We start from the raw sequence: 23,596 nt of genomic DNA on the forward strand, positions 1-23,596 counted from the left end.
GGCCCGACCGGCGTGACCTCAGGCGAGCGGCAGGTAGACCCGACCGCCGGAGGAGAGGAACTCCTCCGACTTGTCCTTCATGCCCCGGGCGGCGTACTCCTTCAGCTCCTGGGTGATCTTCATGGAGCAGAACTTCGGCCCGCACATCGAGCAGAAGTGCGCGGTCTTCGCCGGTTCCGCGGGGAGCGTCGCGTCGTGGTACGACCGCGCGGTCTCCGGGTCGAGCGAGAGGTTGAACTGGTCCTCCCAGCGGAACTCGAACCGGGCCTTCGACAGCGCGTCGTCCCAGGCCTGCGCCCCGGGGTGGCCCTTGGCCAGGTCGGCCGCGTGCGCCGCGATCTTGTACGCGATCACGCCCGCCTTCACGTCGTCCCGGTCCGGCAGCCCCAGGTGCTCCTTCGGGGTGACGTAGCAGAGCATCGCGGTGCCGAACATGCCGATCATCGCGGCGCCGATCGCCGAGGTGATGTGGTCGTACGCGGGCGCGATGTCGGTGGTCAGCGGGCCGAGGGTGTAGAACGGGGCCTCGTGGCACCACTCCTGTTGGAGGTCCACGTTCTCCTTGATCTTGTGCATCGGCACGTGACCCGGGCCCTCGATCATCACCTGCACGTCGTACTCCCAGGCGATCCTGGTCAGCTCGCCGAGGGTGCGCAGCTCGGCGAACTGTGCCGCGTCGTTGGCGTCGGCGATGGAGCCGGGCCGCAGCCCGTCGCCGAGCGAAAAGGTCACGTCGTACCGCGCGAGGATCTCGCACAGCTCGCGGAAGTTGGTGTAGAGGAAGTTCTCCTCGTGGTGCGCCAGGCACCAGGCCGCCATGATCGAGCCGCCCCGGGAGACGATCCCGGTGACCCGGTCCACCGCGAGGGGCACGTACGGCAGCAGCATCCCGGCGTGCACCGTCATGTAGTCGACGCCCTGCTCGGCCTGCTCGACGACGGTCTCCCGGAACACCTCCCAGCTCAGCTTCACCGGGTCGCCGCCGACCTTCTCCAGGGCCTGGTAGATCGGCACGGTGCCGATCGGCACCGGCGAGTTCCGCACGATCGCCTCGCGGGTCTCGTGGATCCGCTTGCCGGTGGAGAGGTCCATCACCGTGTCGGCGCCCCAACGGGTGGCCCAGGTCAGCTTCTCCACCTCCTCGGCGACCGAGGAGGTGACCGCCGAGGTGCCGATGTTGGCGTTCACCTTGACCAGGAACGCCTTGCCGATGATCGCCGGCTCGCACTCGGGGTGGTTGACGTTGAGCGGCAGCACCGCCCGCCCGGCGGCGATCTCGTCCCGGACGAACTCCGGCGCGACGCCCTCCCGGACCGCCACGAACTCCATCTCCGGCGTCACCACGCCGGCCCGCGCGTACGCGAGCTGGGTAGGGCGCTTCCCGTCCGCGCCGGCGAGCGGCGTCCCCGCGCCGCGCACCGGCGCCACGTCGCCGCGCTCGGCGATCCATGGGCCGCGCAGCGGCGGCAGCCCGACGGCCGGGTCGGAGCCCGGCCCGGACGTGTCGTAGAGCCGCAGCGGCGGGTTCTCCCCGGTCAGCTCCACCTCGGCGAACGGCACCTGGACGTCCGGCCGTGATCCCTCGACGTAGACCTTGCGACGTGCCTGCATGACAGCCTCCCTGATGGTCAACGGGACCAGCCGAAGTGGTCCAGCGGGCCGCGTCCCGCGCCCAGCTCCCAGTCCCGCGCGCCGGTCAGCGCGCGGGTGACGTACTCCTTGGCGGCGGCGACCGCGACCGGCACCGGGTCGCCCGCCGCCAGCCGGACGGTGATCGCCGCCGAGAACGAACAGCCGGTGCCGTGGTTGTGCCGGGTGGCCACGCGGGGCGCCCGCAGCAGCGTGGTCGTGCCGCCGCCGACCAGCACGTCGACCGACTCGCCGGCCGCGTCCACGTCGCCGCCGGTGACCACCACGTGCGCCGGGCCGCCGGCCGCGAGCGCCTCGGCGGCGGCGACCATCTCCTCGACCGTGGTCACCGGGCGTCCGGTGAGGGCCGCGGCCTCCGCGCAGTTCGGCGTCGCCACCTCCGCGTACGGCAGCAGCCGCTCGACCGCCTCCACCACGCCGAGCCGGTGTCCACTGGTGGCGGCCAGCACCGGGTCGACGACCAGGCGCGGCAGTCGCCCCGCCCGCGCCGCGTCGGCCACCACCTCGGCGACCGCCGGGGTGCCGAGCATGCCGGTCTTCACCGCCCGTACGCCGAAGTCGCCGAGCACGCTGTCGAGCTGCTCGGTGACCGTCCGGGGTGGCAGCGGCAGGACGGCGTCCACGCCCCGGGTGTTCTGCGCGGTGACGGCGGTGATGACGCACGTGCCGTACGCGCCGAGGGCGGCGAAGACCTTGAGGTCGGCCTGGATCCCGGCGCCGCCGCCGGAGTCGGAGCCGGCGATGGTGAGCACCGTCGTCGGGGTCATGTCCCTCACCTGGGCTTCTCGGTGGTTGCGCGTGAGGGCGTCGTCAAAGCCCTGGCTACCTCGGTGGGGTCTTGCGCTCGCATGATCGCGCCGAGGACAGCCACTCCCACGGCTCCCGCGTCGAGGCAGGCGTGCACCTGTACCGGGGTTTCCACTCCGCCGAGGGCGAGGATCGGCACGGGGCTGGCCTGGATCAGCTCGCGGAGTCCGTCGGGGTGCAGGGGTGGGCCGTAGCCGGGTTTGGTCCTGGTGGGGAAGACGGGCGAGACGGTGGCGTAGTCCTCTGTGGTGAGTCGGGACAGTTCCGCCCGGTCGTGGCAGGAGCGGCCGACCAGCCCGTGGCGCGGGGGCGGGTAGGGACCGGCCGACGGTAGGTGCACGGCGTCACCGTCGAGGGGGTCGGGGCCGGCGACGATCAGGGTGCCGCCGACCTCGGCGAGGATCGGGCGCAGGTCGGCGGCGAGGGCGGCGCGTTCGGCGCGGGGCAGGTCCTTCTCCCGCAGCACCACCCAGCGCACTCCCCCGGCCATTGCCGCCGCGACCACCTGGGCCAGCGGTCGCCGCGCCTGCCACCGGTCGGTGAGCACGACGAGCCCCGACGGCACCCGCCCGGCACCGCCGCACCCGTCGTTCCGCGCGGCCCGAGCGGTGACCGCACCGGCGAGGAAGGCGGTCACAGCTCGGGCCTTCCCTCGTCGGGCGTGGAGGGGAGAGCGTGGAAGCGGCGGGGGATGCGGCCGGCGTCGTGGGCGAGGTGGCCGGCCTCGACGGCGTACCGCATCGCGGTGGCCATCGCCACCGGGTCGGCGGCCCGGGTGACCGCGCTGGCCAGCAGCACCGCGTCGCAGCCCAGCTCCATGGCGAGCGCCGCGTCGGAGGCGGTGCCGATGCCGGCGTCCAGGATCACCGGCACGGCCACGCTCTGCCGGATCAGTCGGATGTGGTGCGGGTTCGTGACGCCCAGCCCGGAGCCGATCGGCGCGCCGGCCGGCATCACCGCGGCGCAGCCCACGTCGGCGAGCCGCCGGGCCAGGATCGGGTCGTCCGAGGTGTACGGCAACACGGTGAACCCGTCGGCGACCAGCTCCTCGGCGGCGCGCAGCAGCTCCACCCCGTCGGGCAGCAGGGTGCGCTCGTCGCCGATCACCTCCAGCTTCACCCAGTCGGTGTCGAACGCCTCCCGGGCCAGGTGGGCCACCTTCACCGCCTCCGTGGCGGTGTGGCAGCCGGCGGTGTTCGGCAGCAGCCTCACCCCGCACCGGTCGAGCAGGTCGAGCAGCCCGCCGCCGGTGCCGGGCGCGGTGTCGACGCGACGCAGCGCCAGGGTGACCAGCTCGGTGCCGGAGGCGCGGATCGCCTGCTCCAGCACGTGCAGGTTGGCCGCGCCGCCGGTGCCCAGGATGAGCCGCGAGCCGAAGGTCGCGCCGCCGATCGTGAAGGACACCGCGCTCACCCGCCCTGGGCGGCGCTGAGCACCTCGACCCGGTCGCCGTCCCGCAGCACGGTCGCCGGCCAGCCGCCGCGCGGCACCACCTCGCCGTTCACCGCGACCGCGAGCCCGCGCCGCTGGTCGGTGACCGCGCGGACCAGGTCCGCCACGGTCGACCCGCCGGGCAGGTCGCGCCCGGCGCCGTTGACGATCAGTTCCACGTCGCCTCCTCCATGGCGGATGCGGTCCGGTCCCGGTCGACGCCCCGGCCGGCCGCCGAGGGCGTGATCGCACCGGCCGCCGTCGCGGCCCGGCCGGCGCCGACCGGCACGTCGGCGGCGGCGAACCGGTCCGGCAGAAAGGGGGTGAGCAGCGGGTCCGCCTCGCCGGTGACGATCAGTTCGGTGACCAGGTCGGCGGTGACCGGGGTGAGCACGATGCCGTGCCGGTGGTGCCCGGTGGCGGCGAGCACGCCGGGCCGGCCGGGCAACGGCCCGACGATCGGCGCGTTGTCCGGCGTGCCGGGGCGCAGCCCGGCGGACGCCTCGACCAGGTCGTACTCGGCCAGCTCGGGCACCAGGTCGACGGCGGCGCGGAGCAGCCGCAGCACCGCGCCCGCGGTCACCTCGGTGTCGGCGCGCTCCTCGACGGTCGCCCCGACCACCACCTCGCCGCTGTCCCGGGGCACCAGGTAGACCGACTCGCCGTCCGCGTACCCCCGGATCACGTGCCGGAAGCCCGGCGCGCCGCGACCGGGCGCGCGGAGCCGGAGCACCTGCCCCTTCACCGGCCGGACCGGCAGCCCGGTGAGCGCCGCCGCCCCGCAACCGGCCGCCACCACGGTGACGCCCGCATCCACGTCGGACAGCCGGGCGACCCGGCCCGGCAGCAGCGTCGCCCCGGCCCGCTCGGCCGCCGCCCGCAGCGCGCCGACCAGCCGGCGCGGGTCGACCTGGTGGTCGCCGGGGGCGACCGCGCCGCCGCGCAGCCGCGGCGCGAGCGCCGGTTCGCGCTCCCGCAGCTCCGACGGGCGCAGCGGCGTGATCGGCAGCCCCAACCCCTGCTGGTACGACCACAGCCGCCGCGCCTCGGCCAGGTCGTCGCCGGTGAGCCCGACCACCAGCGTCCCCTCGGTCCGGTACCCGAATCCGGCGCCGGCGGCCTCGGCCAGCTCGGCGGCGAAGCCCGGCCAGCGGGCGGCGGACTCGGCGAGCAGCCCGGTCAGCTCGTGCTCCCCGAAGTACGCCTCGGCGACCGGCGCGAGCATCCCGGCCGCGACGTGCGACGCCCCGGAACCCGGCGCCGGATCGTGCGCGACCACCCGCAGCCCGCGCGACGCGCAGCGCCAGGCGATCGCCAGCCCGACCGGTCCCGCCCCCACCACGGCGACGTCCGGTCGGGTCAGCACCTCAGCGCCCCGAGCAGCTCGGCGGTGGCCCGGGCGGGATCCGCGGCCCCGGAGAGCGCCCCGACCACCGCCACCCCGTACGCCCCGGCGGCCCGCAGCGCCGGCACGCTCGCGGCGGTCACTCCGCCGATGGCGATCACCGGCACGTCCACCGCCTCGGCGACCGCGCGCACCCCGGCGGGGCCGATCGGCGCGGGCAGCCCGGTCTTGGTGCCGGTCGGGTGGCAGGGGCCGACGCCCAGGTAGCTGGCCCCGGCGGCGACCGCCTCGGCGGCGCTCCCCGGCTCCCGCGCGGTCGCCCCGAGCACGGCGGCGGAGCCGAGCACCCGGCGGGCCGCCCGCACCGGCAGGTCCTCCGCGCCGACGTGCCCGCCCGCGGCGTCGACCGCGAGCGCCACGTGCAGCCGGTCGTTGACCAGGCACGTCGCCCCGTACCGCCGGCAGAGCGCGACCACCCGGCGGGCCAGCTCGTACGCCTGGCGGTCGGTGGCGTCGTCCTCGACGCGGACCTGGACGACCAGCTCGGCGCGGGCCACCGGCAGGGCGGCGCGCAGCACGGCGAGCGGGTCCCGCCCCGGCCGGGTGTCGGTGATCAGATGCAGTCGTCCCAGGGACGGCACGGCAACGCTCCTCCCTGCGCCGGCATTACCCGGATCAGGTTCGACGGTCGGGGGCTTCAGCCCCCCTCTCAGCCCGGTGCACCGGGCTCCCGTGGGTCACTTGCGGCCCTACCGTACGACGGATGGGCGGATCCGCCAAGGGCTGCGGTCGGCTTTTCCCACTGGCCGTCCGATGTCGACGCCGGGGGCAGCGGGTGACGATCCGCTCACGCCATGCTGTCCGGATGCCTTCGCCGCCGCGTGTTCCACGACGGCTGTCGTTCCTGCCGTTCCGCGGCAGTCGGGCCGTCGCCGACGGACTGCTGACCTGGACAATGGTGCGCGGCCCGGCGTGGCGGCGGCTGCTCCCCGACGTCTACGTGCACCGCGACGGCTACCGCGCGGACGACCACCGGATGTGGTGCGACGCCGTCGCGCTGCGCCTGCCGTCGGACGCGGCGATCGCCGGACGCAGCGCCGCGTACCTCTGGGGCGCCGACCTCCTCGCCCGCGACGCACCGGTCACCGTGCTGCTGCCGCAGCGCCGCGCGGATGCGACCACACCCCCGCGTCCACCTCGTCCGGTCGATCGTCCCGGTGACCGACCGGACGAGCTTCGGCGGCCTGCCGGTCACCACCGCGCTGCGTACCGCCTTCGACCTCGGCCGGCAGGCGCCCCGCATCGACGCGCTGGTCGCCGTCGACGCGCTGCTGCACCGCCGGGTGGTGAACCTGCCCGCCCTCCGGCGGTACGCCACAGCGCACCCCGGCTGGCCGGGCCTGCCGCTGCTGCGCGAGGTACTGACGCTCGCGGAGCCGCTGAGCGAGTCGCCGATGGAGACGAGGCTGCGCCTGCCCCTGCTGGACGCCGGGCTGGGTCCGGTCGCCGCGCAGCACGACGTGCTGGATCCGCGCGGGCGGTTCGTCGGGCGGGTCGACCTGGCCTGGCCGGCCCTCCGGCTGGCCGTCGAGTACGACGGCGACCACCACCGCGAGCGCGCCCACTTCCGCCGGGACGTGGCCCGCCTGAACGCGCTACGGGCGGCCGGCTGGCTCGTCCTCCGCTTCACCGCCGACGACGTCCTGCGCCACCCCGCGCACACCGTCGCCGCGGTGGCCGCCGCCCTCCGCGAGCGCCAGGCCACCGCCGTCGCGCGCCCCCACTGACACCCCGCGGAGCTCGACCCACCGACGCCGAGCCTCCGCACACCTGCGCCAGCGAGGACCCGCCCCGCCCGATGCCACCCCCGCACCCGTCGCCGGTCACCGGTCGCCGGTCACCCGTCACCCGTCACCCGTCACCCGTCACCCGTCACCCGTCACCCGTCACCCGTCAGTGGAACACCATGGGTGTCAAAACCGCCCCGGTGACACCCATGACGTTCCACCGAGCCCGCCGCCGCCCGCAGCCAACGTCCGTCCCATGGCTGGGCGGGCGGGAGCCGCTACCCATTCCCGCGCGCCAGGCAGGGCGGCATCTGCCACGCCTCATCCCGTCAGTGGAACGCCATGGGTGTCAAAACCGCTCGGTGACACCCGTGACGTTCCACTCACGGCTCAAACCACGGCGATCTCAGGCAGCGGACGACTCAACCCGCTACCCACGCCCGGTGCGGTGCCCAAGCACGCCCCGATGGGATGCCCAAGGGGCACGGCACCGTGCAGCACCCCAGGGCAAGGCCGGTGCAGGTGCAGGTGCCCGAGCACGGCCCGACACGGCGCTTACGCACGGCCCGGCCCGGCGCGGTGCAGTGCAGTGCGGCGCGGTGCAGTGCAGTGCGGCGCGGTGCAGTGCGGCGCGGTGCAGTGCAGTGCAGTGCGGTGCAGTGCAGTGCAGTTGCAGTGCGGGCATAATGCAGTGCCCGGGCGGCGTGCGGCGCGCCGGTCGCCCACGGGTGGGGCGGCCGGGCGCTGGTCCGGGCAGGGTGGCGGGCGGGTGTGCTGTCAGAGGATGGCGTCGAGGGCGTCCAGGTCCTCGTCGGTCGGCTGCCAGGTGCCCGCCTCGGCGTTGGCGCGCACCTGCTCGGGCGTGGTGGCGCCGGCGATCACCGAGGTCACGGCGGGACGGGCGGCCAGCCCGCCGATGGCCACCTGGAGCATGGTGATCCCGCGCTCCGCGGCGTACGCCTCGATCGCCTCGATGGTGTCCCAGTCCGCGGCGGCTAGGCGCTCGGCGTACCGGCCGCCACCGGAGAGCCGGCTGCCGGCGGGCGGCGCCTCGCCGCGCTTGTACTTGCCGGTGAGCAGCCCGTTGGCGAGCGGGAAGAACGGCAGCATGCCGAGGCCGAACCGCTCGCACGCGGGGATCACCTCGGCCTCGACGGACCGCTCCAGCAGTGAGTAGTGGTTCTGCGCGCTGATGAAGCGGGTCCGCCCCTGGGAGGAGGCGGTCCAGTCGGCGTCGGCGATCTGCCAGCCGGCGAAGTTCGAGTTGCCGAGGTAGCGGACCTTGCCGGCCCGCACCAGGTCGTCCAGCGCGGCGAGGGTCTCGTCGATCGGGGTGCCGGGGTCGGGCTCGTGCATCTGGTACAGGTCGATGTGGTCGGTGCCGAGCCGGCGCAGCGACGCCTCGACCGCGCGGGCGATGTAGCGGCGGGCGCCGCGGGCGCCGAAGTCCGGGCCGTTGAGGCCGTGCATGTCCATGCCGAACTTGGTGGCGACCACGACGTCGTCCCGGCGGCCCTTGAGCGCCTGGCCGAGCAGTTCCTCGGAGCCGCCCTGCGGCTCGCCGTAGATGTCGGCGGTGTCGAAGAAGTTGATGCCGGCGTCGAGGGCGGCGTCCACCACCGCCCGGGTGCCGTCGAGGTCGAGCTTGCGGCCGAAGTTGTTGCAGCCGATGCCGACCACGGACATTACGAGCCCGGAGTCGCCCAGCCGGCGGTAGGTCATCTCAGTCACGAGATCCACCCTATGCCCGCCAGGTTGTCGTCACGGGGCGAGCCGGCCGGCGGACGTCCCGGGCCGGACCGACCGTCCCACGCACCGCGGACCGCCGGCCCCCGGCGGCCCCCGGCGGCCCGCGCGTCGCAGCCACGGCTCGACGGTGATTCGTTCACGACATCAGCTTCATAGCGACCGCGAAGCATTCACCGGCAGAGCCCGATCACCCCGCGACCCCTGCCGCCACCCGAGGCCGACCAGGTGGCACCGGTCAGCGCAGCGCCTCCGCGACCAGCCGGCGGGCCGCCTCGATGGTGGCGGACAACTCGGCCGGGGTCTGCCCGACGCTGCCGAGCAGTCGCTGCGCCCGGGCCGCGAAGTCGGGCGGCGCGCCGGGCAGCCGGCCCGCCGAGGCGATCATGCCCTTCTCGTTGACCAGCCACCGCCCGGCCCGGCCGTGCATCGCCTGGGCCAGCACGCCGACCACCCGGAACAGGCAGCCGGCCACGTATCCGGCGTCGCCGGCGGCGGCGCCCTTCGCCGCGCCGTCGAGCAGGAACCCGGCCTCCCACCCGCCGGCCACCAGGGCGGCGGCCAGCGCGGGCGGGTACGACGAGGTCTCCTGCCGCAGCGCCGTCAGCTCACCGGTCGGGTCGCCGAGCACCTGGCAGAGCGCCACCTCCCCGGCGTACGTGTGGGAGTAGAAGCCGAGCGGATGCCCGGCCTGCACGCCGACCTGGTAGCGGCCGGCGCGGCAGTCGGCCCAGCTCCGGTGCACCCGGTCGAGGTCGCGGTAGATCCAGTCGACGGCGACGCCACCGATCCGCAACCACCCGCCGCCGTCGACCCAGGGTCCCCAGCCGCCGGGCGCGGTGAGCTCCACCTCGTCGTCGGCGACCACGGCGGCCACCTCCCGCAACGCGGCCACATCGAGCGCGCCCCGGTAGTAGAGGCCGAGGTCCCAGTCCGAGTCGGGCCGGTGCTCGCCGCGGGCGCGGCTGCCGCCGAGCGCCACGGCCACCACCCCGTCCACCGCGTGGAGCCGGTCGACCAGCCCGTCGTCGATCACTTCACGTCCCAGACCGGCTCCGTCGCCTCCACCACCTCGCCGTCGCCGCGGAACAGCACGAAGCGGTCGAAGGAACGGGTGAACCACCGGTCGTGGGTCACCGCGATAACGGTCCCCTCGAACGCGGTCAGCCCCGCCTCCAACGCCTCGGCGGAGGCCAGGTCGAGGTTGTCCGTCGGCTCGTCGAGCAGCAACAGGGTCGCCCCGGACAGCTCCAACAGCAGCACCAGGAACCTCGCCTGCTGCCCTCCGGAGAGGGTGCCGAACCGCTGGTCACCCTGGCCGGCCAGCTCGTACCGGCTGAGCGCGGCCATCGCCGCGTGCCGGTCCATCCCGGCGCGGTGTTCGTCGCCCCGCCACAGGATGTCGACCAGCGTCTTCGCCATCAGCTCGGGCCGGTCGTGGGTCTGCGAGAAGTGCCCGGGCCGGACCCGGGCGCCGAGCCGCACCACGCCGTCGTGGGTGACGGGGGCGAGCGCGCCCGCCCCGTCGACCGGGGTGTTGGCCGGCTCCGGGTCGGTGCCGCCCCGGGCGAGCAGCCGGAGGAAGTGGGACTTCCCCGTCCCGTTGGCGCCGAGCACCGCGACCCGGTCGCCGTACCAGATCTCCAGGTCGAAGGGGTAGGTCAGGCCGTCGAGCTCAACCTGCTCGGCGACGACCGCGCGCTTGCCGGTCCGCCCGCCGGTGAGGCGCATCCGAATGTCCTGGTCCTTCGGCGGTACGGGCGGCGGCCCGGCCTCCTCGAACTTGCGCAACCGGGTCTGCGCGGCCTGGTACCGCGAGGCCATCCCGTCGTTGTACGCGGCCTTCTGCTTGTACATCAGCATCAGCTCGCGGAGCTTCTGGTGCTCCTCGTCCCAGCGGCGGCGCAGCTCGTCGAGGCGGGCGTGCCGGGCGACCCGCGCCTCGTGCCAGCTCGCGAAGCCGCCCGGGTGCACCCAGGCGCTGCCGCCCTCGACGGCGACCACCCGGTCGGCGGTCTGCGCGAGGAGCTCCCGGTCGTGCGACACGTAGAGCACCGACTTGCCGGACTCGCGCAGCCGCGCCTCCAGCCACCGTTTGCCGGGCACGTCGAGGAAGTTGTCCGGCTCGTCGAGGAGCAGCACCTCGTCGGTGCCGCGGAGCAGCAGCTCCAGGGCGAAGCGCTTCTGCTGGCCGCCGGAGAGGGTCCGGACGGGCCGCTCCCGGGCGGCGTCCCAGGGCAGGTCGAGCACGATGGTCGCGACGGTGTCGAAGAGCACCTCGGCGTCGTACCCGCCGGCCTCGCCCCAGGCCGCGAGCGCGTCCGCGTACGCGAGCTGGGCCTTGCCGGCGGCGGTGCTGTACTTGCCGCGGACCTCGGCGTCCCGCATGGCCGCCTCGGTGGCGACGAGCCGGCGGCCGGCGTCGCGCAGCGCCGGCAGGGCGAGCGAGAGGGCCAGGTCGGCGAGCGTGGTGTCGTCCCCGATCATGCCGATGAACTGCCGCATCACGCCGAGGCCGCCGGAGCGGGCGACCACGCCGGTCTTCACCGGCAGGTCACCGGCGACCATCCGCAGCAGGGTCGTCTTGCCGGCGCCGTTCGGCCCGACCAGGGCCACCTTGGCGCCCTCACCGACCCGGAACGACACGTCGGCGAAGAGTTCCCGACCGTCGGGCAGGATGTGCCCCACCGCTGCCACGTCCACGTATCCCACGCCGGCATCCTGCCCGAGCGACCGGGGCGGGCGACACTCGATTACCGGGTGACCCGCAGCACCCGGTAGCCCTTCTGGCTGGCGTGCCGTTCCACCTGCCAGCCCTGCTCGACGAGCCAACGGTGCAGCGAGTCGCCGCCGAGGTGCCGGGCGACGACCAGCCAGGCGACCCCGTCCGGGGCGAGCCGGGGCAGCCAGCGGCGCAGCAGCTCGTGCAGCTCGGCCTTGCCGATCCGGATGGGCGGGTTGGACCAGAGCTCGGCGAAGGTGAGGTCCGCCGGTACGTCGTCCGGGGCCGCCACCCGCACCCGGTCGGCCGCGCCGACCCGGGCGGCGTTGGCGGCGGTGAGGGCGCGGGCCCGCTCGTTGACGTCGACCGCCCAGACGGTGGCGTCCGGCGCGCAGGTGGCGAGCACGCAGCTGATCGGGCCGAACCCGCAGCCCAGGTCGAGCAGCGGCCCGGCGGTGCCGGGCGACGGCAGCTCCGCCTTGCGCAACAGCACGGCGGTGCCGGGGTCGAGGCGGTCCGCGGAGAAGACGCCCCCGGCCGAGGTGAGGGTGAAGTCGCGCCCGGCGACGGAAAACTCGACCTCGCGCGGCTGGGCGGCGGTCGTGGGTTCAGCGGTGAAGTAGTGGTCGCCGGTCACGTCCGGCATTGTCGCACCGGCCGACGGGGGCCGGTCGACGGGCGTGACGGACAGCAAGACACGCCACCTCCGCCGGAATTTCCCAATATTACCCCCTAAAGGGACAATCGGTCCTACTGTGGGCCACATGGTGTATCGGTACGAGTCCGATGAGGACGCCTTCCTGGAGTACCCGGAGCCCGGGTCCAACCTGTCGGTGCTCGGCGTCGGTGCGCCTCCGCCCGCCGGGCCGTCCCCGTCCCGCTTCCCCGCCCCGTCGCTGCCGCCACCGGCCCGGACGACCCGGCCGGCGACCGACGCCGGTCCGAGCCCGGCTGGACCCCCGGTCGCCCCGGCCCGACACCCGGTCGCCCCGGCCCGACACCCGGTCGCCCCGGCGCAACCGGTGGTCGACCCGGCCACCCCCCGGGCCACCGTCCCGGTGCCGCCACCCGCGATGCCGCCGACCGAGGTCTTCGACCCGAGCCAGCCGCCGGAGCTGCCCCGGTCCCGTCGCGGCGACCGCAACCGCGGGGGCGGCCGGACCTGGCGGGTGCTGATCGGCGGCGCCGCCGTCCTGGTGCTGCTCGCCCTCTGCGGGCTGGCCGCCGCCGCCCTGCTCCAGGAGCGGGCCAGCACGCCGCAGGGCGCCGCGCCGACCGACCAGCCCGTGGCGGAGCAGTCGGGCGCGCCGAACGACGGGCCCGACCTCAACTCCCGGGACACCGACCAGCTGGCGTTGACCACCAAGGAGGTCTTCCCCGGCAAGACGCTGGTGGTCACCAACGGCCAGCCGGCCTACCCGGTGCTCAAGACGGACTCCAGCGGCAACTGCGCGGTCGCGGCGACCGGCGAGATCGCCGACCTGCTGGTCCGGCTCGGCTGCAACCAGGTGGTCCGGGCCACCCTCCGCTCCCCGGACGGCGTCCACCTGGTCACCGCCGGGCTGTTCAACCTGACCGACCTGGCCAGCGCCCAGCGGGCCCGGGACCGGATCCGGCAGATGCTCGACGAGCGGCAGGGCCGCCTCCGGGGCATGTCCGCCGGCGGCGACACCGGGGCCGTGGAGACCGCCGCCGCCCGGGTCGGCTGGCAGGTACGCGGCCACTACCTCGCGTACTGCGTGGTGACCCGGGCCGACGGACAGCGGATCAACGCCAACGACGCCAAGGTCCGCGACATCCTGTACGACCTGATCGAGGTGTACCTCAGCCGCGGGGTGCTGGAGCGGCGGGCGAACGCCGGCGTGGCCAGCCAGCCCACCGACGCCCCGACGGACGGCACCGCCGGCCAGGAGGGCACCCGCGGCGACCGGGTCGGGCCGTCCGGCAACTGACCAGCGACACGGCGGCCCGCCGTCCCCGCCGGCGATCTCCGGCGCCCGGGACGGCGGGCCTTTCGCCGCCCTGGGCCAGGGCCGCTCCCCCGTAACCGCTGCCGGGCACCGGCGTGCGGTCGGGGTCCACCCCGACCACCGGTGTGGCCTGCGGCGTCAGCCCTCGACGACCGGCACCCGGAGCCGGCGGGTCAGGTCGGCGCGGCGGGCGTACTCGGCCGGGTCGGCGGGATAGCCGACCGCGACCAGGGTCAGCCCGTGCGCCGCCGCGACGGTGACCTCACTGGAGCGTTCCCGGCGGGTGAGCAGGCTCGCCGGCCACTCGACCGGCCGGCGGCCGTCCCCGGCCACCAGCATCGCGCCGACCAGGCTGCGCACCATCGCCTGGCAGAAAGCGTCGGCCTGGACGGTGGCGACCAGGATGCCGTCCGGGTCGCGCCGCCAGTCCAGCCGGGTCACCTCGCGCAGTGTGGTGGCGTTCTCCTTGCGCCGGCAGTACGCGGCGAAGTCGTGCTCCCCGACGAGGCCGGCCGCGGCGGTGTTCAACGCGGCCAGGTCGAGCGGCTTGGGCCAGGCCAGGGTGTCGCGCCGGCGCAGCGGCTCGGCACCCCAGGGGGCGTCGGTGACCCGGTACTCGTAGCGGCGGAAGGTCGCCGAGAAGCGGGCGTCGAAGTCGGCGGGGACCTCGGTCATCGCCCGGACCCGCACGTCGCCGGGGAGCAGCCGGGCCAGCCGGCGCAGCAGCCGCCCCTCGTGCTCCAGCCAGACCTCGGTCGGCAGGTCCAGGTGGCAGACCTGCCCGGTGGCGTGCACGCCGGCGTCGGTCCGGCCTGCCACGGTCAGCCCGGTCGCGGTGCCCGCGCCGAGCACCAGGTCCAGCGCCTCGACGAGCACCCCGGCGACCGTACGCCGGGCGGGCTGGGCGGCCCAGCCGGAGAAGTCGGTGCCGTCGTACGAGACGTCCAGCCGTAGCCGGGTCCGCTCGTCCACCTCGTACCTCCCGTTCACGGCGTCGGGCCCGGCACCCCAGGAAGGGATGCCGGGCCCGACGATGCTGCCTGTGCTCAGGCCTTGTTCTCGGTGGCCTCGTCGCTGTCCTCGCGGGCGGCGTCGGTGTCACCGGACGCCGACACCGGCGCCTCGGAGTCCTGGTCGACCGGGGTCGACTCCGGGGTCTCCTCGGCCGGGGCGAGCGCCTCGACCTTGTCCTGCTGGGCGGCCTTGCGAGCGGCGGTCTTCTTGTTCGCCTTCGGCTCGGCGACCTGCAGCTCCTCGACCAGCTCGATGATCGCCATCGGAGCGGCGTCACCCTTGCGCGGACCGGTCTTCACGATCCGGGTGTAGCCACCGTTGCGGTTGGCGTACCGGGGCGCGATCTGGTCGAACAGGGCGTAGACCACGTCCTTGTCCTTGACGACACCCGCCACCCGCCGACGGGACGCGAGGTCGCCACGCTTGGCCTTGGTGATGAGCTGCTCGGCCAGCGGACGCAGCCGCCGGGCCTTCGTCTCGGTGGTCTGGATCTTGCCGTGCTGGAACAGCGCGGTGGCCAGGTTGGCCAGCATCAGCCGCTCGTGCGCGGGGCTGCCGCCGAGGCGGGGGCCCTTGGTGGGCGTGGGCATGCTTGGTGCTCCTCAGGTGTGGCGGCAGCGCGGACTAGAGCTGCTCGGTCTCGCGGTAGTCGTCGGTGTCGTAGTCGGCCTCGCCGAAGGCGTCCACGACGTGCGCCGGGTCGAAGTTCGGAGCCGAGTCCTTCAGCCCGAGACCCATCCCGGCGAGCTTCATCTTGACCTCGTCGATCGACTTCTGACCGAAATTCCGGATGTCGAGGAGGTCGGCCTCGGTACGCCCGATGAGCTCACCAACGGAGTTGATGCCCTCGCGCTTGAGGCAGTTGTAGGAGCGGACGGTGAGGTCCAGCTCCTCGATCGGCAGGGCCAGGTCCGCCGCCAGCTGGGCGTCCTGCGGGGACGGCCCGATGTCGATGCCCTCGGCGGTCTCGTCCAGCTCCCGGGCCAGGCCGAAGAGCTCCACCAGCGTCGAGCCGGCCGAGGCCAGCGCGGTACGCGGGCCCATCGACGGCTTGGTCTCGACGTCGATGATCAGCCGGTCGAAGTCGGTCCGCTGCTCGACGCGGGTCGCCTCGACGCGGTACGTCACCTTGAGCACCGGCGAGTAGATCGAGTCGACCGGGATCCGGCCGATCTCGGCGCCCGCCTGCTTGTTCTGCGCGGCCGTGACGTAGCCCCGGCCCCGCTCGACGGTCAGCTCCATGTCGAGCCGGCCCTTGCCGTTCAGGGTGGCGAGCTTCAGGTCCGGGTTGTGCACCGAGACACCGGCCGGGGGCTGGATGTCACCGGCGGTCACGTCGCCCGGGCCCTGCTTGCGCAGGTACATGCTGACCGGCTCGTCGTGCTCGGAGCTGACGCAGAGCTCCTTGATGTTCATGACGAGCTCGACCACGTCCTCCTTGACACCGGGGATCGTGGTGAACTCGTGCAGCACACCGTCGATCTTGATCGAGGTGACGGCCGCGCCCGGGATGGACGACAGCAGCGTACGACGCAGCGAGTTGCCCAGGGTGTAGCCGAAGCCCGGCTCCAGCGGCTCGATGGTGAACCGGGAGCGGGTCTCGTTGATCGACTCTTCGGAGAGAGACGGTCGCTGGCTGATGAGCATTTCTTCTCTTCTCTTCCGGGACGCCCGCTATTTGACGCCCACGACACAAACTGTTCCGGTGGCCCGCCCCGGGGGGCGGGCCACCGCAACGAGCCCTTACTTGGAGTAGAGCTCGACGATCAGCTGCTCCTGGACCTGCGTGTCGATGACCTGCCGGGCCGGGAGCGAGTGCACCAGGATCTTCATCTGGCTGGGGATGGCCTCGAGCCAGGCCGGCACCGCCCGCGAACCCGCCTGAGCCTGCGCAACGATGAACGGGGTCAGCTCCTTGCTCTTCCCCCGGACCTCGATGATGTCGTGCTCCTTGACGCGGTACGACGGGATGTCGACCTTCTTGCCGTTCACCGTGAAGTGGCCGTGCTTGACCAGCTGGCGGGCCATGTCACGCGAGTGCGCGTAGCCAGCCCGGTAAACGACGTTGTCCAGCCGCGACTCGAGGATCTGCAGGAGGACCTCACCGGTCTTGGCCTGCTTGCCCACGGCCTCCTCGTAGTAACCGCGGAACTGCTTCTCCAGCACGCCGTAGACGCGGCGGGCCTTCTGCTTCTCACGGAGCTGGAGCAGGTACTCCGTCTCCTTGGTGCGGCCGCGGCCGTGCTGCCCGGGCGGGAACGGCCGGGACTCGAACGGGCACTTCGGGCCATCGCACTTGCTGCCCTTGAGGAACAGCTTCATCTTCTCCCGCCGGCAACGGCGGCAGTCAGCACCGGTGTAACGAGCCATCTCTCTCTACCTCTCAGACCCGACGACGCTTCGGCGGACGGCACCCGTTGTGCGGCTGCGGGGTGACGTCGGAGATCTGCCCGACCTCCAGCCCGACGGCCTGCAGCGAACGGATAGCGGTCTCCCGGCCGGAGCCGGGGCCCTTGACGAACACGTCGACCTTGCGCATGCCGTGCTCCATCGCCCGACGCGCGGCGGCCTCGGCGGCCAGCTGCGCGGCGAACGGGGTCGACTTGCGCGAGCCCTTGAAGCCAACCTGGCCCGCGGAGGCCCAGGAGATGACCGCACCGGTCGGGTCCGTGATGGACACGATGGTGTTGTTGAAGGTGCTCTTGATGTGCGCCTGCCCGTGGGCGACGTTCTTGCGTTCCTTGCGCCGGACCTTCTTGACAGCGGCTCCGGCACGAGCCTTCGGTGGCATAAGTCTGTGCGCTCCTAGTTACTTCTTGCCGGGCTTCTTCTTGCCGGCGACGGTCCGCTTCGGGCCCTTCCGGGTCCGCGCGTTGGTCTTGGTCCGCTGGCCACGCACGGGCAGGCCCCGGCGGTGCCGGATGCCGGCGTAGCAGCCGATCTCGACCTTGCGGCGGATGTCAGCGGCGACCTCGCGGCGCAGGTCGCCTTCTACCTTGTAGTTGCCCTCGATGTGGTTGCGGAGCTGGACCAGCTCCTCATCCGTGAGGTCCCGAGCGCGCTTGTCCGGCGAGATGCCGGTAGCAGCGAGTGTCTCCAGGGCGCGGGTGCGACCGACCCCGAAGATGTAGGTGAGCGCGATCTCCATCCGCTTCTCGCGGGGGAGGTCCACGCCGACTAGACGTGCCATGTGCGGGCGTACTCCTCGTGATGTTGTGGCGGAGGTGTGGACCCGTCCCATCCCGCTACCGACCGTCCCTGTCCTTCCGGCGCGATCAGCGCCGGCGACCGGGATCGGTCGCTGCCCGAGCGGGCCCCGGCCTCCGACCGGGGGTCAACCACGATTCAGTACGCGCTGCGTACCGCTCGCGGCTGGAACGAGCTGGTGATGTGCTGTCTGGATCTGCGGTCCGGACCGATCCGACCGGCCGTCACGACCGGTGGGACTGGTTCAGCCCTGGCGCTGCTTGTGGCGCGGGTCAGAAGAGCAGATGACCATGACCCGGCCGTGCCGCCGGATGATCCGGCAGTTGTTGCAGATCCTCTTGACGCTCGGCTTGACCTTCACGGTTGCCTTACTTCCCATCTGGCCCGGAGGCGCGACGACGCGCGACGCCGGACGTCGAAGACGGACACGGGGACGACCCGGCCGCCGTCAGGCTTTACTTGTAGCGGTAGACGATGCGCCCGCGGGTCAGGTCGTACGGCGAGAGTTCGACGACGACCCGGTCCTCCGGCAGGATGCGGATGTAGTGCTGCCGCATCTTGCCGCTGATGTGAGCCAGCACCTTGTGACCGTTCGCGAGCTCCACCCGGAACATGGCGTTCGGCAGGGGCTCGATGACCCGACCCTCGATCTCAATGGCTCCGTCTTTTTTCGGCATGTCCTCCGCTGTCCTGACGTCGGTTACTCCGGACGGCCCACAACGTCTTACACGGGCTCCGACGAGAATCGCCGGGCCCGAGCCAGCCGCGGCTCCGACTCCCACCGAAGCGCAGGGTGGGCATGCCGGAGTGGACGCTGTGCGCCGATCTGAAAGTGTACGCCCGCCTGCGGGCCGTCGCCAAACCGGCCGGCCCGCACGTCACCCGCCCGGGGAAAACGGACACCCCGGGCGCATCCGCGCCGGGACGGGCGATGACGCTACCGCTCCCCCGCCCGCCGGGCCTGTCGGCGGCCCCGGCGGCGCTCCCGCCGGTCGTCCCGGTGGCGAGGCTCACCACCCGCCAGCCCGCCCGCAGTCCGCATCAGCAGCACCGCGCCCCACGGTCCGAGCACCCAGAGCGGCCAGTAGAAGATCAGCTCCCCGGCGCCGACGGCGGAGAGCAGCCAGATCGCGTTCAGGATCACCGCGACCCGCAGCCAGGGCATCCACACCTCGAGCAGCCAGTTGCCCCGGACGCCGGACGGCACCGGACCGGACGCCGGCGCCGGGGCGGCCGCCGGCGGCACGGGCGCGGCGACGTCGGCCGGGCCCGGCTGGCGCGGAGCCAGCCCCGAGCGCTCCAGCGGCGCCGGTCCGGGGAGGTCGGCCAGGACTTGGCCCAGTTCCCCGTACGTCTTCGCGCCGTAGGTCCGTTGCAGCCGCTCGTCGTACTCGTAGAGGTCGATCCGGCCCTCTTCGAGCGCGACCCGGAGCCGCTCCGCCGCCTCCTGCCGGTCCGCGTCGGCCGCCCGCATGCCGTCCCGCCCGTCCATGCCGGCAAGCATGCCACCGCTCCGCCACCAACCCCAGCGGGCCGCAGCGGCCGCAGCCGGATCCGGACAGCGCGGACGAAGCGGCCGGGAGCCTGTCGCCCCAGCCGCCGGCAGCAGCAGGGGCCCGAAGGGGATCGGCCGTCAGCGGGCCGGGGAGTCGGCCGACTGGCGGGCGGTCACCAGGTCACCGAGGCGAGCGCGACCGCCGTCCTCGGCGGTCAGCACCCAGACGCCGTCGTCCAGCAGCGCCATCGAGTGCTCGACGTGCGCCGCCATCGACCGGTCCCGGGTCACCACGGTCCAGCCGTCGGTCAGCTCCACCGTGCGCGGCGAGCCCATGGTGATCATCGGCTCGATCGCCAGCGCCAGCCCGGGGACCAGGCGCGGGCCCTTGCCCGGCCGCCCGTGGTTGAGCACGTGCGGATCCTGGTGCATCTCGGTGCCGATGCCGTGCCCGCCGTACCCGTCGACGATGCCGTACCGGCCGCCCTTGCGGACCGCGGTCTCCACCGCGTGGGAGATGTCGGTGAGCCGCCCCTTGCCGCTCGCCGCACCCCGGGCGGCGGCGGCGATCCCGGCCCACATCGCGTCCTCGGCGACCGCGGCCATCTTCAGCAGGGCCGGGTCGACCTCGCCGACCCCGACGGTGATGGCGGCGTCCCCGTGCCAGCCGTTCAGCACGGCGCCGCAGTCGATCGAGATCAGGTCCCCCTCGCGGAGCACCTGCTGGGACGACGGGATCGCGTGCACGACCTGCTCGTTGACCGAGGAGCAGATGGACGCCGGGAAGCCGTGGTAGCCCTTGAACGACGGGATCGCACCGGCCTCGCGGATGGTCGACTCGGCGATCGCGTCGAGGTCGGCGGTGCTGACCCCGGGCGCCACCGCCTCCCGCATCAGACGCAGCGCACGGGCGACCACCAGACCGGCGGCCCGCATCTTCTCGATCTGGTCGGGAGTCTTCAGCTGGATGTCCAGCTGGGGACGACGCATCGGAGCCGTTACCTTTCGTCGCGCGGAACAGCGGGGCACGTCGGACGTACCCCGCTGTTCGCACTCTATCCGCCGGAGACCCGGCGGGACGTCAGCCGCCGTACGAGCGCAGGGCGTCTATGGCGCGGACGGTGACGTCCTCCACCGGCCCGGTCGCGTCGATGCCGACGAGCTTGCCCTGTGCGCCGTAGTAGTCGACCAGCGGCGCGGTCTTCTCCGCGTACTCCCGGAGGCGGGCGGCGATCGTCTCCGGCTTGTCGTCGTCGCGCTGGAACAGCTCGGCGCCGCAGCGGTCGCAGACGCCTTCGCGGGTGGTCGCATCGAACTCGACGTGCCAGATCTTGCCGCAGCCCCGGCAGGTCCGCCGGCCGGAGAGCCGCCGGATCACCTCGTCGTCGTCGACGACCAGCTCGAGCACCAGGTCCAGCGCGGTGCCGAGGTCGGCGAGGAGCTTGTCCAGCGCGGCGGCCTGCGGCGTGGTCCGCGGGAAGCCGTCGAGCAGGAAGCCCTCGGCGGCGTCCGGCTCGGCGAGCCGGTCCCGCACCATGTTGATGGTGACCTCGTCCGGGACCAGCTTGCCGGCATCCATGTACCGCTTGGCCTCGACTCCCAGGGGCGTGCCCTGCGAGACGTTGGCCCGGAAGATGTCACCGGTCGAGATCTTCGGCACCGAGAGGTGGGCGGCGATGAACTCCGCCTGTGTGCCCTTGCCCGCGCCCGGCGGGCCAACCAGAACGAGTCGCATCTACCGCAGGAACCCTTCGTAGTTCCGCTGCATGAGTTGGCTCTCGATCTGCTTCACGGTCTCCAGACCGACGCCGACCATGATGAGCACAGCGGTGCCGCCGAACGGGAAGTTCTGGAACTGCTGGCTGTCCAGCCAGATGAAGAAGAAGTTCGGCAGGATCGCGATGACGCCCAGGTAGAGCGCGCCCGGCAGGGTGATCCGGCTGAGGATGAAGTCGAGGTACTCGGCGGTCGGCTTGCCGGGGCGGATGCCCGGCACGAAGCCGCCGTACTTCTTCATGTTGTCCGCGACCTCGGTCGGGTTGAACGTGATGGACACGTAGAAGTACGTGAAGAAGATGATCAGCAGGAAGTAGATCGCGATGTGCTCCGGCGCGCTCGCCTTCACGATGTGGTTCTGGAACCAGGCCTGGGTCTTGCCCGGGTTGGTCTGGTCGAAGAACTGGAGCGCGAGCTGCGGCAGGTAGAGCAGCGACGAGGCGAAGATGACCGGGATGACACCGGCCTGGTTCACCTTGAGCGGGATGTAGGTGGAGGTGCCGCCGTACATCCGCCGGCCGATCATGCGCTTGGCGTACTGCACCGGGATTCGGCGCTGCGCCTGCTCGATGAAGGTGACCGCGGTGATGACCAGCAGGACCAGCACGATCACCAGGGCGAACATCCCCCAGCCCTTGGTGGTCTTGATCTTCCAGCCCTCGCTGGGCAGCCGGGCCGCGATCGAGGTGAAGATCAGGACGGACATGCCGTTGCCGACGCCCCGGTCGGTGATCAGCTCACCGAGCCACATCACCACGCCGGTGCCGGCGGTCATCGTCATGACCAGGATGGTCAGGGTCAGCCAGTCCGGGATCCCGGTGCCCTTGGGGACGATCGGGAACTGGTCGCAGCGGTTCTGGAACAGCTGCCCGGAGCGCGCCAGCGCCACGAACGCCGAGGACTGGAGGATGCCCAGGCCCAGCGTCAGGTAGCGGGTGTACTGGGTGATCTTCGCCTGGCCGGCCTGGCCCTCCTTGCGGAGCTGCTCCAGCCGCGGGATGACCACCGTCAGCAGCTGCAGGATGATCGACGCGGTGATGTACGGCATGATGCCCAGCGCGAAGACCGAGAGCTGCAGCAGCGCGCCACCGGAGAACAGGTCCAGCAGGTTCAGCACGCCGGTGCCACTGCCCTGGATGGTGTCGAGACACTTCTGCACGTTGCCGTACGAGACACCTGGGCTGGGCAGCGTTGCGCCGAGCCGGTAGACCGCGATGATGCCTACTGTGAACAGCAGCTTCTTGCGCAGGTCAGGCGTACGGAACGCACTGAGAAAGGCGGACAGCAACTTCTTCCTCCTGCGCGAGGCGGGCCGCCGGTGATCCCTGGCGGGGCGGGGTGGGTGCCGGGCGAGCGCCCGATATCCATAGCTGGGATGGGACTCTAACAGCCCGCTCCCGGTCCGGGCAGATGTGCCCGGCTACATAAACCGAATCCGATGTTACCCGGCGCACACTGGCCGGGTAGACCATGGCGCCCGCCCAGTCTTGGACAACTGAGCGGGCGCCACGGGTACCTCTGCCTTACAGCTCGGTGACCGAGCCACCGGCGGCGGTGATCTTCTCCTTGGCCGACGCGCTGAAACGCGTGCGCCGACACCTGGAGGGCCACCCCACCGAGGTCGCCGGTGCCGAGGACCTTGACCGGCTGGCCCTTGCGGACCGCGCCGGCCTCGACCAGCTCGACCGGGCCGATCTCGCCGCCGTTCGGGAAGAGCTCGGCGAGCCGGTCCAGGTTGACCACCTGGAAGACGACCTTGAACTTGTTCTTGAAGCCCTTCAGCTTCGGCAGGCGCATGTGGATAGGCATCTGCCCACCCTCGAACGCCGCCGAGATGTTCTTCCGGGCCTTCGAACCCTTGGTACCGCGACCGGCGGTCTTGCCCTTGGAGCCCTCACCGCGACCCACGCGGGTCTTCGCGGTCTTGGCACCCGGGGCCGGGCGCAGGTGGTGAACCTTGATCGTCATTACTCGACCTCCTCGACCTTCACGAGGTGGTTGACCGTGAAGATCATGCCGCGGATCTCGGGCCGGTCCTCCTTGACCACCACGTCGTTGATCCGCTTGAGACCGAGCGACCGCAGCGACTCACGCTGGTTGCCGCTGGTCCCGATCTCGGACCGGAGCTGGGTGACCTTGAGACGTGCCATCAGCGCGCCACCCCCGCCCGCGACGCCAGCATGGCGGCCGGCGCGACGTCCTCGACCGGCAGACCACGACGGGCCCCGCGGACCTGCTCCGGGGACTCGAGCCCCTTCAGGGCCGCCACCGTGGCGTGCACGATGTTGATCGGGTTGGACGAGCCGAGGCCTCTTGGAGAGCACGTCGTGGATGCCCGCGCACTCCAGCACGGCACGCACCGGACCACGGCGATGACGCCCGTACCGGCCGAGGCCGTCTTGAGCCAGCACCACACCGGCCGCGTCCTCGCCCTGCACCGGGTGCGGGATCGACTGGCCGATCCGCGGCCCATTGAAGAAGTGCTTTCTTGGCCTCCTCGACACCCTTGGCGATCGCCGCGGGCACCTCCTTGGCCTTCCGTAGCCCACACCGACGGTGCCGTCGCCGTCGCCCACGATCACCAGGGCGGTGAAGCTGAAGCGACGACCACCCTTCACGACCTTGGCGACGCGGTTGATCGCGACG

Annotated in this window: 26 protein-coding genes, 2 pseudogenes and 1 riboswitch; of the genes and pseudogenes, 2 read left to right on the forward strand and 26 right to left on the reverse strand. The window is 72.9% G+C overall.

The annotated features are described in order from the left end of the window. Positions 1-18: 18 nt before the first annotated feature. The 7 genes from thiC to thiE all read right to left on the reverse strand — a co-directional run bounded on the left by thiC (position 19) and on the right by thiE (position 5,874). Positions 19-1,611 (reverse strand): phosphomethylpyrimidine synthase ThiC, encoded by a 1,593-nt coding sequence (thiC, locus tag EV384_RS34440; RefSeq protein WP_130340076.1) that lies wholly within the window; start codon positions 1,609-1,611, stop codon positions 19-21. 17 nt (positions 1,612-1,628) lie between these two features. Further along, the gene (gene thiD, locus EV384_RS34445; protein ID WP_130340078.1) at positions 1,629-2,417 is read right to left on the reverse strand and encodes a bifunctional hydroxymethylpyrimidine kinase/phosphomethylpyrimidine kinase; all 789 of its coding nucleotides are present in this window, start codon (positions 2,415-2,417) and stop codon (positions 1,629-1,631) included. 5 nt (positions 2,418-2,422) lie between these two features. Continuing rightward, entirely contained in the window at positions 2,423-3,022 is a 600-nt protein-coding gene (locus tag EV384_RS34450; RefSeq protein ID WP_130340978.1) for a thiamine phosphate synthase, read from the reverse strand. A gap of 68 nt (positions 3,023-3,090) precedes the next feature. Then, positions 3,091-3,870, reverse strand: coding sequence for a thiazole synthase (locus EV384_RS34455; protein WP_130340080.1), 780 nt, complete (start codon positions 3,868-3,870; stop codon positions 3,091-3,093). Beyond that, positions 3,867-4,067, reverse strand: coding sequence for a sulfur carrier protein ThiS (gene thiS, locus EV384_RS34460; protein ID WP_130340081.1), 201 nt, complete (start codon positions 4,065-4,067; stop codon positions 3,867-3,869). Before thiS ends, EV384_RS34455 begins: the two co-directional genes overlap by 4 nt. Then, positions 4,058-5,254, reverse strand: coding sequence for a glycine oxidase ThiO (gene thiO, locus EV384_RS34465; protein WP_130340083.1), 1,197 nt, complete (start codon positions 5,252-5,254; stop codon positions 4,058-4,060). Before thiO ends, thiS begins: the two co-directional genes overlap by 10 nt. Further along, positions 5,248-5,874 carry a thiamine phosphate synthase gene (thiE, locus tag EV384_RS34470; protein WP_130340085.1) on the reverse strand — a complete coding sequence of 209 codons (627 nt, stop codon included), beginning with the start codon at positions 5,872-5,874 and terminating at the stop codon, positions 5,248-5,250. The genes thiO and thiE overlap by 7 nt, the downstream gene beginning before the upstream one ends. Then, a riboswitch (TPP riboswitch) is annotated at positions 5,869-5,977 on the reverse strand. Its footprint overlaps the gene before it by 6 nt. Positions 5,978-6,450: 473 nt before the next feature. Here thiE and EV384_RS36640 point away from each other — a divergent pair. Then, entirely contained in the window at positions 6,451-7,020 is a 570-nt protein-coding gene (locus EV384_RS36640) for an endonuclease domain-containing protein (RefSeq protein WP_242624414.1), read from the forward strand. A 777-nt stretch (positions 7,021-7,797) separates the two neighbouring features. Here the strand turns inward: EV384_RS36640 and EV384_RS34480 are convergent. From EV384_RS34480 to EV384_RS34495, 4 genes are all read right to left on the reverse strand, one after another. Further along, the gene (locus EV384_RS34480; RefSeq protein WP_207232541.1) at positions 7,798-8,760 is read right to left on the reverse strand and encodes an aldo/keto reductase; all 963 of its coding nucleotides are present in this window, start codon (positions 8,758-8,760) and stop codon (positions 7,798-7,800) included. Between the two features lie 244 nt (positions 8,761-9,004). Continuing rightward, the gene (locus EV384_RS34485; RefSeq protein ID WP_130340087.1) at positions 9,005-9,802 is read right to left on the reverse strand and encodes a nucleotidyltransferase domain-containing protein; all 798 of its coding nucleotides are present in this window, start codon (positions 9,800-9,802) and stop codon (positions 9,005-9,007) included. Then, positions 9,799-11,478 (reverse strand): ABC-F family ATP-binding cassette domain-containing protein, encoded by a 1,680-nt coding sequence (locus tag EV384_RS34490; RefSeq protein ID WP_130340089.1) that lies wholly within the window; start codon positions 11,476-11,478, stop codon positions 9,799-9,801. The genes EV384_RS34485 and EV384_RS34490 overlap by 4 nt, the downstream gene beginning before the upstream one ends. 41 nt (positions 11,479-11,519) lie before the next feature. Then, positions 11,520-12,125: a class I SAM-dependent methyltransferase gene (locus EV384_RS34495; RefSeq protein WP_130340091.1), complete on the reverse strand. Its 606-nt coding sequence runs from the start codon at positions 12,123-12,125 to the stop codon at positions 11,520-11,522. Between the two features lie 127 nt (positions 12,126-12,252). Between EV384_RS34495 and EV384_RS34500 the strand changes: the two genes are divergently transcribed. Further along, complete coding sequence (locus EV384_RS34500) at positions 12,253-13,440, forward strand: hypothetical protein (protein ID WP_130340093.1); 1,188 nt, start codon at positions 12,253-12,255, stop codon at positions 13,438-13,440. 156 nt (positions 13,441-13,596) lie between these two features. Here the strand turns inward: EV384_RS34500 and truA are convergent, their stop codons facing one another. The 15 genes and pseudogenes from truA to rpsE all read right to left on the reverse strand — a co-directional run. Continuing rightward, positions 13,597-14,430 carry a tRNA pseudouridine(38-40) synthase TruA gene (gene truA / locus EV384_RS34505; RefSeq protein ID WP_130340095.1) on the reverse strand — a complete coding sequence of 278 codons (834 nt, stop codon included), beginning with the start codon at positions 14,428-14,430 and terminating at the stop codon, positions 13,597-13,599. 74 nt (positions 14,431-14,504) lie between these two features. Continuing rightward, positions 14,505-15,062, reverse strand: coding sequence for a 50S ribosomal protein L17 (gene rplQ, locus EV384_RS34510; RefSeq protein WP_130340097.1), 558 nt, complete (start codon positions 15,060-15,062; stop codon positions 14,505-14,507). A 34-nt stretch (positions 15,063-15,096) separates the two neighbouring features. Continuing rightward, positions 15,097-16,119, reverse strand: coding sequence for a DNA-directed RNA polymerase subunit alpha (locus EV384_RS34515; RefSeq protein ID WP_007073009.1), 1,023 nt, complete (start codon positions 16,117-16,119; stop codon positions 15,097-15,099). Positions 16,120-16,215: 96 nt separating this feature from the next. Continuing rightward, a complete protein-coding gene (gene rpsD, locus EV384_RS34520) occupies positions 16,216-16,842 on the reverse strand; it encodes a 30S ribosomal protein S4 (RefSeq protein ID WP_089018952.1) in 627 nt (208 codons plus the stop codon). A 13-nt stretch (positions 16,843-16,855) separates the two neighbouring features. Then, positions 16,856-17,263, reverse strand: a complete 408-nt coding sequence (rpsK, locus tag EV384_RS34525; protein ID WP_007073011.1) for a 30S ribosomal protein S11 — start codon at positions 17,261-17,263, stop codon at positions 16,856-16,858. Positions 17,264-17,281: 18 nt separating this feature from the next. Continuing rightward, entirely contained in the window at positions 17,282-17,662 is a 381-nt protein-coding gene (rpsM, locus tag EV384_RS34530; protein ID WP_130340099.1) for a 30S ribosomal protein S13, read from the reverse strand. Positions 17,663-17,923: 261 nt separating this feature from the next. Next, positions 17,924-18,040: a 50S ribosomal protein L36 gene (rpmJ, locus tag EV384_RS34535; protein ID WP_109801286.1), complete on the reverse strand. Its 117-nt coding sequence runs from the start codon at positions 18,038-18,040 to the stop codon at positions 17,924-17,926. Between the two features lie 94 nt (positions 18,041-18,134). Further along, the gene (infA, locus tag EV384_RS34540; RefSeq protein ID WP_007073013.1) at positions 18,135-18,356 is read right to left on the reverse strand and encodes a translation initiation factor IF-1; all 222 of its coding nucleotides are present in this window, start codon (positions 18,354-18,356) and stop codon (positions 18,135-18,137) included. Positions 18,357-18,616: 260 nt separating this feature from the next. Then, positions 18,617-19,171 carry a DUF1707 SHOCT-like domain-containing protein gene (locus tag EV384_RS34545; protein WP_242624415.1) on the reverse strand — a complete coding sequence of 185 codons (555 nt, stop codon included), beginning with the start codon at positions 19,169-19,171 and terminating at the stop codon, positions 18,617-18,619. A 141-nt stretch (positions 19,172-19,312) separates the two neighbouring features. Beyond that, positions 19,313-20,164 (reverse strand): type I methionyl aminopeptidase, encoded by an 852-nt coding sequence (gene map, locus EV384_RS34550; RefSeq protein ID WP_130328937.1) that lies wholly within the window; start codon positions 20,162-20,164, stop codon positions 19,313-19,315. Positions 20,165-20,255: 91 nt separating this feature from the next. Then, positions 20,256-20,909 carry an adenylate kinase gene (locus EV384_RS34555; RefSeq protein WP_089012511.1) on the reverse strand — a complete coding sequence of 218 codons (654 nt, stop codon included), beginning with the start codon at positions 20,907-20,909 and terminating at the stop codon, positions 20,256-20,258. Then, positions 20,910-22,238, reverse strand: coding sequence for a preprotein translocase subunit SecY (gene secY, locus EV384_RS34560; protein ID WP_130328938.1), 1,329 nt, complete (start codon positions 22,236-22,238; stop codon positions 20,910-20,912). Between the two features lie 235 nt (positions 22,239-22,473). Continuing rightward, positions 22,474-22,918: pseudogene (gene rplO, locus EV384_RS34565) on the reverse strand (50S ribosomal protein L15). Then, complete coding sequence (gene rpmD / locus EV384_RS34570) at positions 22,918-23,100, reverse strand: 50S ribosomal protein L30 (protein WP_130340101.1); 183 nt, start codon at positions 23,098-23,100, stop codon at positions 22,918-22,920. Before rpmD ends, rplO begins: the two are co-directional and overlap by 1 nt. After that, a pseudogene (rpsE, locus tag EV384_RS34575) lies at positions 23,100-23,596 on the reverse strand (30S ribosomal protein S5); the annotation flags it as partial. The pseudogene rpsE and the gene rpmD, both read right to left, overlap by 1 nt.

Origin of the sequence: Micromonospora kangleipakensis (assembly GCF_004217615.1) — a bacterium.
Lineage (GTDB): Bacteria > Actinomycetota > Actinomycetes > Mycobacteriales > Micromonosporaceae > Micromonospora > Micromonospora kangleipakensis.

Bases quoted from the DNA above. Each gene is read 5' to 3' on its own strand.
- rpsD (WP_089018952.1), bottom strand. From the start codon at position 16,842: ATGGCTCGTTACACCGGTGCTGACTGCCGCCGTTGCCGGCGGGAGAAG.
- EV384_RS34555 (WP_089012511.1), bottom strand. From the start codon at position 20,909: ATGCGACTCGTTCTGGTTGGCCCGCCGGGCGCGGGCAAGGGCACACAG.
- rpsM (WP_130340099.1), bottom strand. From the start codon at position 17,662: ATGGCACGTCTAGTCGGCGTGGACCTCCCCCGCGAGAAGCGGATGGAG.
- thiD (WP_130340078.1), bottom strand. From the start codon at position 2,417: ATGACCCCGACGACGGTGCTCACCATCGCCGGCTCCGACTCCGGCGGC.
- rpmD (WP_130340101.1), bottom strand. From the start codon at position 23,100: ATGGCACGTCTCAAGGTCACCCAGCTCCGGTCCGAGATCGGGACCAGC.
- EV384_RS34545 (WP_242624415.1), bottom strand. From the start codon at position 19,171: ATGGACGGGCGGGACGGCATGCGGGCGGCCGACGCGGACCGGCAGGAG.
- EV384_RS34500 (WP_130340093.1), top strand. From the start codon at position 12,253: ATGGTGTATCGGTACGAGTCCGATGAGGACGCCTTCCTGGAGTACCCG.
- thiC (WP_130340076.1), bottom strand. From the start codon at position 1,611: ATGCAGGCACGTCGCAAGGTCTACGTCGAGGGATCACGGCCGGACGTC.
- EV384_RS34515 (WP_007073009.1), bottom strand. From the start codon at position 16,119: ATGCTCATCAGCCAGCGACCGTCTCTCTCCGAAGAGTCGATCAACGAG.
- rpsK (WP_007073011.1), bottom strand. From the start codon at position 17,263: ATGCCACCGAAGGCTCGTGCCGGAGCCGCTGTCAAGAAGGTCCGGCGC.
- rplQ (WP_130340097.1), bottom strand. From the start codon at position 15,062: ATGCCCACGCCCACCAAGGGCCCCCGCCTCGGCGGCAGCCCCGCGCAC.
- map (WP_130328937.1), bottom strand. From the start codon at position 20,164: ATGCGTCGTCCCCAGCTGGACATCCAGCTGAAGACTCCCGACCAGATC.
- infA (WP_007073013.1), bottom strand. From the start codon at position 18,356: ATGCCGAAAAAAGACGGAGCCATTGAGATCGAGGGTCGGGTCATCGAG.